Annotated in this window: 10 protein-coding genes and 1 pseudogene; 5 read left to right on the forward strand and 6 right to left on the reverse strand. The window is 73.1% G+C overall.

Translation table 11 applies throughout. The features are described from left to right. Window positions 1-27: 27 nt before the first annotated feature. Complete coding sequence (locus tag CR470_RS30170; RefSeq protein WP_097870661.1) at window positions 28-591, reverse strand: NUDIX domain-containing protein; 564 nt, start codon at window positions 589-591, stop codon at window positions 28-30. A 138-nt stretch (window positions 592-729) separates the two neighbouring features. Between CR470_RS30170 and CR470_RS30175 the strand changes: the two genes are divergently transcribed. The 4 genes from CR470_RS30175 (at window position 730) to CR470_RS30190 (ending at window position 3841) form a co-directional block, all read left to right on the forward strand. Continuing rightward, the gene (locus CR470_RS30175) at window positions 730-1527 is read left to right on the forward strand and encodes a M15 family metallopeptidase (protein ID WP_179892420.1); all 798 of its coding nucleotides are present in this window, start codon (window positions 730-732) and stop codon (window positions 1525-1527) included. 130 nt (window positions 1528-1657) lie between these two features. Beyond that, window positions 1658-2071: a DUF962 domain-containing protein gene (locus tag CR470_RS30180; protein WP_097870663.1), complete on the forward strand. Its 414-nt coding sequence runs from the start codon at window positions 1658-1660 to the stop codon at window positions 2069-2071. Between the two features lie 115 nt (window positions 2072-2186). Further along, the gene (locus CR470_RS30185; RefSeq protein WP_179892419.1) at window positions 2187-2654 is read left to right on the forward strand and encodes a Zn-ribbon domain-containing OB-fold protein; all 468 of its coding nucleotides are present in this window, start codon (window positions 2187-2189) and stop codon (window positions 2652-2654) included. Continuing rightward, complete coding sequence (locus CR470_RS30190) at window positions 2651-3841, forward strand: lipid-transfer protein (RefSeq protein WP_097870664.1); 1191 nt, start codon at window positions 2651-2653, stop codon at window positions 3839-3841. Before CR470_RS30185 ends, CR470_RS30190 begins: the two co-directional genes overlap by 4 nt. A 153-nt stretch (window positions 3842-3994) precedes the next feature. Here the strand turns inward: CR470_RS30190 and CR470_RS30195 are convergent, their stop codons facing one another. Genes CR470_RS30195 through CR470_RS30210 form a run of 4 tightly spaced genes read right to left on the reverse strand, consistent with a single transcriptional unit; the run spans window position 3995 to window position 8496 of the window. Continuing rightward, complete coding sequence (locus CR470_RS30195; protein WP_097870665.1) at window positions 3995-4603, reverse strand: GTP-binding protein; 609 nt, start codon at window positions 4601-4603, stop codon at window positions 3995-3997. Next, the gene (locus tag CR470_RS30200; RefSeq protein ID WP_018960627.1) at window positions 4584-5021 is read right to left on the reverse strand and encodes a DUF742 domain-containing protein; all 438 of its coding nucleotides are present in this window, start codon (window positions 5019-5021) and stop codon (window positions 4584-4586) included. Before CR470_RS30200 ends, CR470_RS30195 begins: the two co-directional genes overlap by 20 nt. Window positions 5022-5032: 11 nt before the next feature. Then, window positions 5033-5476: a roadblock/LC7 domain-containing protein gene (locus CR470_RS30205; protein ID WP_097870666.1), complete on the reverse strand. Its 444-nt coding sequence runs from the start codon at window positions 5474-5476 to the stop codon at window positions 5033-5035. Further along, window positions 5473-8496 carry a sensor histidine kinase gene (locus tag CR470_RS30210; protein WP_097870667.1) on the reverse strand — a complete coding sequence of 1008 codons (3024 nt, stop codon included), beginning with the start codon at window positions 8494-8496 and terminating at the stop codon, window positions 5473-5475. Before CR470_RS30210 ends, CR470_RS30205 begins: the two co-directional genes overlap by 4 nt. A 623-nt stretch (window positions 8497-9119) precedes the next feature. On the opposite strand from CR470_RS30210, the gene CR470_RS30215 reads away from it, so the two are divergent. Continuing rightward, entirely contained in the window at window positions 9120-9473 is a 354-nt protein-coding gene (locus CR470_RS30215; protein WP_097870669.1) for a hypothetical protein, read from the forward strand. Window positions 9474-9541: 68 nt separating this feature from the next. Here the strand turns inward: CR470_RS30215 and CR470_RS30220 are convergent. After that, a pseudogene (locus CR470_RS30220) lies at window positions 9542-11257 on the reverse strand (hypothetical protein); the annotation flags it as partial. Between the last annotated feature and the right edge of the window lie 21 nt (window positions 11258-11278).

Here is an 11278-nt window from a genome sequence, read left to right on the forward strand (position 1 = left end):
TCGTGGTGCCGTCGGCCCGTGCCGACCTCAGCCGCGGCGGCGGGCGAACCAGGCGTCGGCCGCCTCCGTGTGCAGCGGGAAGGCCAGTGGGCGCGGGCTGTACAGGACGTCGTAGCCGGACGTCTCGTCGGTGGGGACCGAGGGCGGGAGGCTAGCGAGGGGGCGTGCCGGGAGGAGACCGAAGACCAGGAGGTGGCCGGCGGTGTCGCTGAGGGTGTCGGCGAGGCGGACGTCCTCCGCGGCGGCCTCGATGCCGGTCTCCTCGCGCAGTTCCCGGACGACCGCCGCGCGCCAGTCCTCGGCGTGGTCGATGAACCCGCCGGGCAGGACGGTGCCGCCCTTCCGCGGCTCGATGGTGCGGGTGATGACGACGAGTCCGGTGGAGCGCGGGCCGGTGACGGGGAGCAGGGCCACCGCGACGGGGAGCGGGTTGCGGTAGGCGGTGGTTCCGCAGTGCGCGCAGGTGCGGGGCCAGGTGCCGGCGGACGGGATCGCGGTGTACGGGGCTCCGCAGGTGCCGCAGTGGGAGTCCCGTACGTACCGGGGCGGCCGCGGGGCGGGCGGGGATGGGCTGTTGCCGGGTTCGGACACGGGCGGACTGTATCGAACCGTCGTCGCGGCGTCTCCGGCCCTTCCCGCGTCTGCGGTCCTTCCCGCGTTCCGGGGGGCGCGACCTGGCGTCCTTTCCCGGAGGCCGCGAAGCTGATAGACGGTGTGCCCATGACAGCAATGCGTACCGCTCTGCGTGCCCTGGCCGCCACGGCCGCCGCCCTCCTCGCCGTCACCGCGCTCTCCCCCGCGGCACAGGCGCGCCCCGAACCGAAAGCTCCCGAGGAGTTCGTGGCGCTGCGCTCGGTGGACCCGACGATCATCCAGGAGATGCGTTACACCACGCCGCACACCTTCCTGGGCGAGCGGGTGGACGGATACCGGCAGCCGGTCTGCATCCTGACCCGGCCCGCCGCCCGCGCCCTGCACCTGGCGCAGAAACGGCTGTTGCGTCAGGGGTACTCGTTGAAGGTGTACGACTGCTACCGGCCGCAGCGGGCGGTGGACCACTTCGTGCGGTGGGCGAAGGACCTCGACGACCAGTCCATGAAGGAGGAGTTCTATCCGCGGGTCGACAAGGACCGGCTGTTCGAGGACGGCTACATCGCGGAGAAGTCGGGGCACAGTCGGGGCAGCACGGTGGACCTGACCCTGGTCCGCCTCCCCGCCCTGCCCACCAGGCCGTACCGTCCGGGCGAGCGGCTGACCCCCTGCTTCGCACCGAAGGGCGAGCGGTTCCCCGACAACTCGGTGGACATGGGCACGGGTTACGACTGCTTCGACACCCTGTCGCACACGGACGATCCCCGGATCCAGGGGCCTCAGCGCGCCAACCGGCAGCTCCTGAAGCGGACGTTGACCGAGGTGGGGTTCGTGAATCTGCCGGAGGAGTGGTGGCACTTCACGTTCAGGCCCGAGCCGTTCCCGGACACCTACTTCGATTTCCCGGTGCACCGCCGGCCGGTCGCCGGGCACTGACGGAACGGGCCGCCCCGAGGGGCGGGGAACGGGCGACCGGGACCACCCCCGTGGGCTCCGGCCGCCCGTTCTTCATCTCGGACGCGAAAGGGGCGTGTTCGGTTGCCGATCGGGCGGCTACGGTGCCCGTATGCCACAGCAGACGTTCGATACGTACGAGGAATTCTGGCCGTACTACGTCGCGATGCACTCCCGTGCCGCCACCCGCTGGGTCCATCTGACCGGCACCCTGACCGGGCTCGCGATCTCCGCATACGGGCTTGCGCGGGGCCGGAAACGCTGCGTGGCGGCCCTGCCGTTGATCGGGTACGGCACGGCGTGGCCCGCGCACTTCCTGATCGAGAAGAACAACCCGGCCACGTTCGGACATCCGGTGTGGTCGCTGCGCGGGGACGCGCGGATGATCCGGACGATGCTCGCGGGCCGGGACGCGGAGCTGGCGGAGACCGCGGCGAAGTGGCTGGCGGAGCACGGCGGGGGCGAGCGCGGCCAGGCCGAGCCCCGCGGAGCGGAGGGCAGCGGAGCGGAGGCCGGGCGCGGCTGAGGCCGGGCGCGACCGGGACCGCGCCTGACCGGACCGGCGGGCCGGACCTCTCGCCGGACAGAGGTGTCCGTGACACACTTCTGACGTTCCGTCAGATCCAGTGCCGGGAGGGGCTTTGTCGCGCACGCGCATACCCGTGGTGGCCGGTTGGTTCACCGAGGACACCGCGGAGGAGGATTTCCGGCTGCTGGGCACCCGGTGCTCCGGCTGCCGGTCGGTGCACTTTCCCCGGGAGGACGGCCACTGCCGCAACCCGGGCTGCCCCGGGGGCGAACTGGAGGAGGCCCCGCTGTCGAAACGGGGCACGGTGTGGTCCTGCACCGACGGGCGCTACCGGCCCCCTCCCCCGTACGTCAGCGACCCCGAGGAGCCCTGGACCCCGTACACGCTGGTCGCCGTCGAGCTGGCCGCCGAGCGCATGGTGGTGCTGGGGCAGGCCGCCCCGGGGGTGGGCGTGGCCGATCTCCCCGTCGGTTCGGTGGTGGAGGTCGTACCGGGCGTCCTGGACGAGGACCGGGCGACGGGCCTCGTGCACACGACCTGGCACTGGCGTCCCGTCGCGGCGGCGGGGGCCGGTTCATGACCGGCGACGTGGCCGTCCTCGGGGCCGGGATGCACCCGTGGGGCAAGTGGGGGCGCGGCTTCGTCACCTACGGGCGGATCGCCGCGCGCGCCGCCCTCGCGGACGCGGGCATCGGCTGGCCCGAGGTCCGGTCGGTGGTCGGCGCGCAGACGGTGCGCGGGGGCTATCCGGGGTACGTGGCGGGGGCGACGTTCGCCCGGGCGCTCGGGTGGCAGGGGGCGCGGGTGGCGTCCGTGTACGCCGCCTGCGCCTCCGGGGCACAGGCGATCGACACGGCGCGGGCGCAGATCCTGGCGGGTCTGGCGGACGTGGTGCTGGTGGTGGGGGCCGACGCGGCGCCCAAGGGGTTCTTCGCCCCGGCGGGCGGGGAGCGGCCGGACGACCCGGACTGGCTGCGCTTCCGGGTGCTCGGCGCGACGAATCCGGCGTACTTCGGGCTGTTCGCCCGCCGCCGCATGGCGCTGTACGGGGACACACCGGAGGACTTCGCGCTGGTCAAGGTGAAGAACGCGGCGGCGGGGGCGCTGAACGAGTACGCCCGCTACCGGGAGCCGGTGACGGCCGAGGAGGTCGCCGCCTCCGCGATGGTCGCCGATCCGCTGCGGCTGCTGGACATCTGCGCCACGTCCGACGGCGCCGCCGCCCTGGTGTTGTCCAGCATGGAGTTCTCGCGCCGTCACGGGGCACGTGATCCGGTGCGGATCCGGGCCGTCTCCACCGTGACGCCGACCTACCCGAGGACCGTCCTGGACCTGCCGGACATCGGCACGGACTCGGCGGTGGCGGTGGACCCCTCCTCCGAGAGCTTCCGCGCCTCGATCGCACGGACCGCGTACGAGGAGGCGGGGATCGGGCCGGAGGATCTCTCGCTGGCGGAGGTCTACGACCTGTCCACGGCACTGGAGCTGGAGTGGTACGAGGACATCGGGCTGTGCGGTCCCGGCGAGGGGGCGAAGCTTCTGCGGACGGGGGCGACCGCGCTGGGAGGCCGGGTTCCGGTGAACGCGAGCGGCGGTCTGGCCTCGTTCGGCGAGGCTGTCCCCGCCCAGGCCATCGCGCAGGTCTGCGAGCTCACCCGGCAGTTGCGCGGACGGGCCGGGGAACGTCAGGTACCGGGCGCACGGGTCGGCATCACGGCGAACCAGGGGCTGTTCGGGCACGGTTCGGCGGTGGTGGCGGTCCGCTGAGCCCGGCCGGCCCTCACAGTTTTTCCCTGCCCTCCACTTGACGGGGCGTCACCGCCGCAGAACACTCGGGGCCCGGTCCGCCGGACGCCGTGCGGCCCGTACCCCTGTCGGCGGGGGTACGGGCCGCACGCGTGCCGGGACCCGCCCCCCGGCTCAGGTGGCGACGGGTTCGCGGGCTCGTGCCGCGCGCTCCAGGGCGTGCTCCACGACCGCGACGAGGACGTCGCGCACGGCTGCCCGGTCCCGTGCGTCGCAGACGAGCACCGGGACCTCGGGGTCGAGGTCGAGGGCGGCCTGCACGGTCTCCGTCGGGAACCGCTCGGCGTCCTCGAAGGTGTTGACCGCGACCGTGAACGGGATCCGCCTGCGCTCGAAGTAGTCGACCGCGGCGAAGCAGTCCTCAAGGCGCCGGGTGTCGGCGAGGACGACGGCGCCCAGGGAGCCCTGGGCCAGTTCGTCCCACAGGAACCAGAAGCGGTCCTGGCCCGGCGTGCCGAACAGATAGAGGACCAGGTCCTCCCGCAGCGTGATCCGGCCGAAGTCCATCGCGACCGTGGTGGTGGTCTTGGACTCGACCCCCTCCAGGTCGTCCACCGGACGGCCCGCCTCGCTGAGGCGCTCCTCGGTGCGCAGCGGCCTGATCTCACTGACCGCGCCGACCGCGGTCGTCTTGCCGACGCCGAACCCGCCCGCCACCAGGATCTTGAGGGTGACGGGCTCGACGTGCCGCTGCTTTCGGCGGCTAGAGCGCCCGAAGGCCATGGATAACCTCGCGAAGAATGTTCACGTCCGGCAGCTCGGCCGGCGGAACGGGACGGGTGACGTGCACCAGTTCGTCCTCGACGAGGTCGCCGACCAGGACTCGTACCACCCCTACGGGAAGGTCGAGTTCGGCGGCGAGCTCGGCGATCGACTGGGGCATGTCGCTGCAGAGTTCGACGATCGCCACATGCTCGGGCGCGAGCGTCTGGTCCCGGCCGGGATCGTCGGCGGCCGGTTCCGGCACGACGAGCGCGATCAGGTCGAGGCGGTGACGGGAGGCGCTGCTGGTGCGCCCGCGGGTCATCGCGTACGGGCGGACCACCGGTCCCGCCTCCGCGTCGTACCACCGCGAGACCTGGGGGTCGACGGACCCGTCCGTGGATCCGGGGCCGGTGCCCCGGGGGGAGTCGGCGCTCATGCCCGCCACGCTCACCCTCCGGCGGGCAGACCGGTCGTCCGTGGGGCGTTGGCCAGATGGGCCCCCACGCGCTTGACCATCAGGGTCATCTCGTACGCGACCTGGCCCACGTCGGAGTCGGCGTCCGCCAGGACGGCGAGACAGCTTCCGTCGCCGGCGGCCGTGACGAAGAGGAACGCCTCGTCCAGTTCGACGACGGTCTGGCGCACCCTGCCCGCGTCGAAGTGGTGGCCCACGCCCTTGGCGAGGCTGTGGAACCCGGAGGCGACGGCGGCGAGATGCTCGCTGTCCTCGCGGGTCAGGTCCGCCGACGCGCCGGTGGCGAGTCCGTCGCTGGAAAGCACCAGCGCCTTGCGGATGCTGGCGACGCGCTGGACGAGTTCGTCGAGCAGCCAGTTCAGTTCGCCCGAGCCGTGGCGTGCGGGGTTGGGTGCTGCGGCGTTCGGTGCGGTCATCGACCGTCCCCTCCCGGAGTGGTTCCTGGTGCTGTGCCACCGGGGCCGCCGGTGTCCTCGGTGTTCTCGGTGGTGTCGGTGGTGTCGGGGTTCTCGGCGGGTTCGGCGGGTTCGGCGGCGTTCTGCCGACGGCCGCGCTGCCAGCCTCGCTGGAGCGAGGCCATGCGGTCACGTACCTCGTCGGCATCGCGTTCGGCGTCGTCGAACGTGTCCACGGGCGCCCGCTGCGGAGTCCGGTCCGCGGAGTCCTCCCGGAGCCGGCGGGAAAGGCTGGCCTGCCGGACCCGCCGGGGCAGCCCGCCCACGGTGTCGGGCGCCGGTGGACCGGCCGGCGGCGGGGCCCCGTCGTGCCGTGGCTCTGTGACGCGCGGTGCTTCCGTGGCACGGGAGGGCTCTGTCGTGCGGGAGGGCTCTGTCGTGCGGTGTGCGGCGGCTCGTACGGTCCAGGGTGCGTCGGAGGTCCGGGACCTGTCGGCCGCCTCGGGCGTCCGGTCGGCGGTGTGCGGGACCGGGCCGGTCGCCTTCGCGGCGGTCTCGGCCGGGTCGTCGAGCGGGTCGCCGCCCGGGTCTTCGACCCGGCGGCCCCGGTCGGTGACCAGCGTCGGCGGGGTACGGCGCGGCAGCGGGACGGGGCCTGCGGGGCGCATCGGGCGCACCTCCGCCGGGGGCTCGTCGGCGTGGTCGCGGGCCTGCTGGTGCTGGTCCAGGTCGGTGGCCCGGCGCGCGCCGCCGGGCTCGTCGCGGCGGGGCTCGCGGTCGCCCTCGCGGCGCAGGTCCCGGGCGCGGAAGATGCCGCCGCGCTCGCTCTCGGTGTCCTCCAGATCGGAGACGCCGTCCAGGACGGGGCCGTGGGCCGGGTCCAGGGCCGGATCCGGTGAACGGTCCAGCGGGTCGCCGGCGAAGTCCAGGGGGCCGACCGGAGCCTCCAGCTCGACCGGGCCGTCCAGCACGCCCGGCCCGGTGAGCCCGGTGGGCACCGGGGACAGGACCGCGGACCTGCCGTTGACGCGGCGCTCCCCGCCCGGGGCCGTGCCCTGCGCGCCCTGCGCCGCGTCGGAGCTCCGGCCGCCCCCGATCGCCCGCTCGGCCCGGCGGTCGAGGCGGAACCCGGTGCCGTGGGTGTCGGGGGCGTCGGTGAGCAGCGCCGCGGGGATGAACACGACCGCGGTGGTGCCTCCGTACGGCGATTTCTGCAAGGAGACGCGGACGTTCTGCCGCTGGGCGAGCCGGCTGACGACGAACAGGCCCAGCCGGTCGGTGTCGGAGAGTTCGAAGTCGGGGGTCTCGGCGAGCCGCAGGTTGGCGTCGAGGAGGATCTCGGGGGCCATGCCGAGGCCCCGGTCGTGGATTTCGAGCGTGAAGCCGTTGGAGACGCGTTCGCCGTGCACCTGGACCGCGGTGTGCGGGGGTGAGAAGACGGTGGCGTTCTCCAGGAGTTCGGCGATCAGATGGGTGAGGTCGGCGACGGCGGGGCCGCCCACGCCGATCCGGGCGAGGCGCCGGACCTCGATGCGTTCGTAGTCCTCGACCTCGGCGACGGCGGCCCGCACGACGTCCATCAGCTGGATCGGCTTGCGCCACTGGCGGGAGGGGGCGGCGCCGGAGAGGATCACGAGGCCCTCGGCGTGGCGCCGCATGCGGGTGGTGAGGTGGTCGAGGCGGAACAGATCGGCCAGTTCGTCGCCGCTCTCGGTACGGCGCTCCATCGCGTCCAGCAGCGTGAGCTGACGGTGCAGGAGGACCTGGTTGCGGCGGGCGAGGTTGACGAAGACCTCGGAGACGCCGCGCCGCATGTCCGCCTGCTTGACCGCGGCCTCCACGGCGGCCCGCTGGAGGGTGTTGAGCGCCTGTCCGACCTGGCCGATCTCGTCGGGCTCGTAACTGAGGTGCGGGGCCTCGGTCTCGACGTCCACCTGCTCGCCCGCGGCCAGCCTGCGCATGACGCTCGGCAGCCGGACGCCGGAGACCTCGTGGGCGTCCTTGCGCAGCCGGGAGAGGTCGCGGACGAGTTCACGGGCGATGCGTACGGAGACGAAGACCGAGACGATGAGGGCCAGGAAACCGAGGACTCCGGCGATCCCGGCCTGGACGAGGACCCGGTACGCGGCCGGTTCGGCACGGTCCTGGAAGCGGTTGCCCATCTCCGTGGCGTCGCCCGCCAGCCGGTCGAGGACGGGCACGGCCGACTCCTCCCAGCGGTCGGCGTCGACGGCGCCGGGTCGTTTCGTCGGGCCGGCGGCGATCAGGGCGTCCTCGGCGGTGCGCAGCGGCTCGGTGTCGGGGCTGCCCCAGAACTGCTCGACGCGTCGGCGCTCCGCGGCGGGCAGGTGCTCCAGGCTGACCTCGTAGAGCAGCTCGCGCCGGGCCACGAGGCCGGATATCTGGCGCAGTTCGGAGGTGGTGAAGCGGCCCGCGATGAGGCCCGAGGCGATCAACGCGTCCTCGCGGGAGAGCATCTCCCGGGCCCGGGAGACCCCGACCAGGGCCCGCATCTGCTGGTCCATCGACACGTTCTCCAGGGGGTGGAGTCCGTTGAGGAAGCGGTACGAGGGGTCGACGAGGCCGTTGTAGAAGTCCAGCGCCTTCGCCCGGCTGATGGTGCGCTTCTCGACCGATACGCGCAGGGCGTCCAGGCCGTCGACGGCGCTGAGGATCGCGTCCAGGCGCGCGGCGTCGGAGGCGGTCAGCGCCTCCCGGACGTCCTGCTCCCGGGCGTTCTCCCTGACCTCGCCCACGATGCGGTCGGTGGCGGCGCGTTGGCCCATGAGGACGGGGAGCGCGTCGGAGGCCCGGGGGTCGGCGAGGAAGACCAGCGTCTGCCGTCGTTCGGCCTGGACGGCGCGGACGGCGTCCTCCAGCGGGTGGCCGACCTTCTCCACGATGGATCCGGCACTCATCAGCTCGTCGGCCTGACGGCCGGTGATGTAGGTCGCGAAGACCCAGAGGCCTGTGAGGGAGACGAGCGGCACCAGCAGCAACGCCACGATCTTCCTGCGGATGGACTTCCCGCGAAAGCGCATGGCCTCCCCCAGATCGGCCCCGCACCGCGGGGGTGGTCTTCTCCCGGTCGTCCCTCGGCCCTGCCCCGCCGCGCACCGTGCGTACACCGGCGCGCATCGGGCTGACGCGGGCGAGGTCCGTCCTGCGTCAATAAACGGCGCGAGCCTACTACTGCCCCAGAGACAACTCGAAGACACGTCCGGATGGTTTTCAGCCGTCCACCTTGGACTTGATCATGAGTTGTCCCGGTATTCCCGGAGATGAAATTCGCGAAAGCGACAGAGGGTACCGGCCGGACCTGTCGGTACCGGCATGTATCAGTTGGCTGGATTTTTTCGCTCCGTGACCTTCTGTTCCCTGCGGGCGCTTTTCAGGGGAATCTTCGGGACGGGTGGTTCGTCCATATGTACGGGGTAGGCGCACGGTGGGGTCGTGCGCGGCAGGACGGACGTGTTCCGCCCGCGTAGAACCGGCGCAAGCCGGGCAGCCACCCTGAAGTCGGACAGTGGTGGGGAGTTGAAGGTCCTTGAGCACGCAGGAACGCGGGAGCGCCGGAGTACCGGCGGCCGCGGATACGGAAGCCGCGGACGGGGTACGGGCCCCGCGGCAGTTGTGGGTGGAGGAGCCGGCCTCGAAGCGGCGGATGCCCGACGCGGTGCGAACGGCCGCCGTGCGCGCCGTGCTCATCATGGCGCTGACGATCATCCAGGCGATGGTCGCTTTTCTGAGCACCTTGACCGGCTCCTGGCTGGCCTTCCCGATGGTGCTCAGCAGTGTGGCCAGCACGGTGGTCGCCACCTGGTCGGTGCTCGACGTCTGGGTGACCCGGCAGGTGTGGAACCAGCGCAACGGCGTGGTGTCCATGCCGAGCAGTTCGGCCCGGCAGATACGTCGTGAACGGCGCCGGTCCCGCCGGGCCGAGCGGGCGGCCGAGCGGGACGGCACGGGCGGTGGCATAGCCGGCCGCCGGAAGACCGGAGACCTCTCCCGGGCCTGACCCGCGGGCCGCCGCCGCTGCCGTCCGCCGGGCGGCTCAGCCCGGCAGACGGCATGTGACGACAGGCCCTACGCGCCGGGCCGCGGTGCCGGGGTTCCGGCGGCTGCCTGCTCGTTCCGCTTGAACATACGGGTCGCCGTGATCTCGCCGTGGACCGTCTCTCCGTCCGGGTCCTGCTGCGGCAGACCGGGGCGCAGATGCTCCTCCACGCTGATGTACTTGAGCCCGGCCCTCAGGTCCGCGTCGTTGCGCAGCCGGATGACGAGGGGGAACTCGGCGAGCGCGGTCGTGTCGAACAGACCGGTCGTGTACAGCAGTTGCACGCCCAGCGCGTCCGACACCGCCCGCTGGAGCTCCAGCAGGTACGTGGCGTTGGCGCGGCCGATCGGGTTGTCGAGGAACAGGGTGCCCGCGTGCCGGTGGCGGTCACGGCCCCGGTCGTTGCTGCGCAGGGCCGCCATCGTGCAGTAGAGGGCGATGGCGGCGGTGAGCAGCTGACCGCCGGAGAAGACGTCGCCCATCTGCCCGACGGGGACGCGCTCGGCGCGCAGCACGGCGTCCGGCTTGAGGATCTCCACCGCGATGCCCTTGGGGCGCAGCGCCGCCTCGACGCCCCGGAGCAGCAGGGACATGCCGTCCCGGCGCAGGTCGGAGTTCTTCTTGAGGGCGGCGCGGGTGGCCTCGTCGACGACCTCGCCGAGGCGTTCGGTGAGGGTGGCCTGGTCGGGTTCCTCGAAGCGGATCCGGAGGAATTCCTGACCCGACCACTCCCCCAGTCCTTCGGGGAGCTGGGAGAGCCGCTGGGCGGAGCGCAGGGTGGTGAGCGCGGAGTCGACCAGCCCGCGCAGCCGGTCGACGATCGAGTCGCGGTTGCGTTCCAGCTGGATCAGTTCGTCGGTGAGGACGCGCAGCCGGGGGGCGAAGGCGTCGGCCCACTTCTGGGCGTGCTCGGGCAGCGCGGAGGCGGGCAGCTCGCGGATCTGCTGGCGGGCCGGGGTGCGGACCTGTTCGTACCGGGTGGAGTTGGCGTGCCGGACGAGGACGTCGCTCGCTTCCCGGACGGCGCTCTCGGCGGCCGAGAGGTCGGCGTTGCAGCCGCGCAGGGAGCGGCGGGACTCGGCCGCGGACTGCCGGGCCTCCTCCAGGGTGCCGGGGTAGGGGTCGGGGTGCTCGGTCCCGTCCTCCGCGCCGTGGTCGCGCAGGAGGTCCCGCAGCAGGGCCGCGGTTTCGTCGAAGCCGCCGGCGGAGTCCTCGGCGGTGCGGTGGGCGCGCAGTAGCTCGCTGTGGGCGGCGCGGGCGGTGTCCAGGGCCCCGGTGGCGGCGGCCAGCTCGGTGGTGGCGGTACGCAGGAGGGTCTGGGCCTCCTCCGCGTCGGCCGGGACCAGGTCGTCCGGCAGTTCGGTGTGGTGCTGCCGCTCGTCGTCGGGGGCGAGCCGCTCGGCCTCGCCGCGCAGCCGTCCCAGATGCTCGCTGGCGGTGGAGGCGCGGGTCTCCAGGAGCTGGACGTGTGCTTCGGCGCGGGCGGCGGCGGCCTGGCGGGATGGGCCGTCGGCTCCGTCGGTGCCCTCCAGGAGCTGGGCGGCGCGGGTGCGGACCTTGTTGGTGAGGCGGTCCAGCTCCGCGCGGGCGGCGCTCTCGTCGCTCTCGGCGCGGGCCTGTTCGGCGCGCAGGTCGGCGCCGACGCCGACCTTCTCGTAGAGCTGGGACGCGGCCCGGTAGGCCTCGCGCAGGGTGGGCAGGGCGGTGCGGGCCGCGGTCCCGTCGGGCTCGGGGAGGACTTCGGGGACTGTCTCTTATACACATCT

The organism is Streptomyces sp. rh34 (genome assembly GCF_002551245.1).
Lineage (GTDB): Bacteria > Actinomycetota > Actinomycetes > Streptomycetales > Streptomycetaceae > Streptomyces.

Excerpts from the sequence above, each read along its gene's own strand:
- CR470_RS30175 (WP_179892420.1), top strand. The coding sequence starts at position 730 with ATGCGTACCGCTCTGCGTGCCCTGGCCGCCACGGCCGCCGCCCTCCTC.
- CR470_RS30190 (WP_097870664.1), top strand. The coding sequence starts at position 2,651 with ATGACCGGCGACGTGGCCGTCCTCGGGGCCGGGATGCACCCGTGGGGC.
- CR470_RS30195 (WP_097870665.1), bottom strand. The coding sequence starts at position 4,603 with ATGGCCTTCGGGCGCTCTAGCCGCCGAAAGCAGCGGCACGTCGAGCCC.
- CR470_RS30200 (WP_018960627.1), bottom strand. The coding sequence starts at position 5,021 with ATGAGCGCCGACTCCCCCCGGGGCACCGGCCCCGGATCCACGGACGGG.
- CR470_RS30180 (WP_097870663.1), top strand. The coding sequence starts at position 1,658 with ATGCCACAGCAGACGTTCGATACGTACGAGGAATTCTGGCCGTACTAC.
- CR470_RS30205 (WP_097870666.1), bottom strand. The coding sequence starts at position 5,476 with ATGACCGCACCGAACGCCGCAGCACCCAACCCCGCACGCCACGGCTCG.
- CR470_RS30210 (WP_097870667.1), bottom strand. The coding sequence starts at position 8,496 with ATGCGCTTTCGCGGGAAGTCCATCCGCAGGAAGATCGTGGCGTTGCTG.
- CR470_RS30215 (WP_097870669.1), top strand. The coding sequence starts at position 9,120 with ATGCCCGACGCGGTGCGAACGGCCGCCGTGCGCGCCGTGCTCATCATG.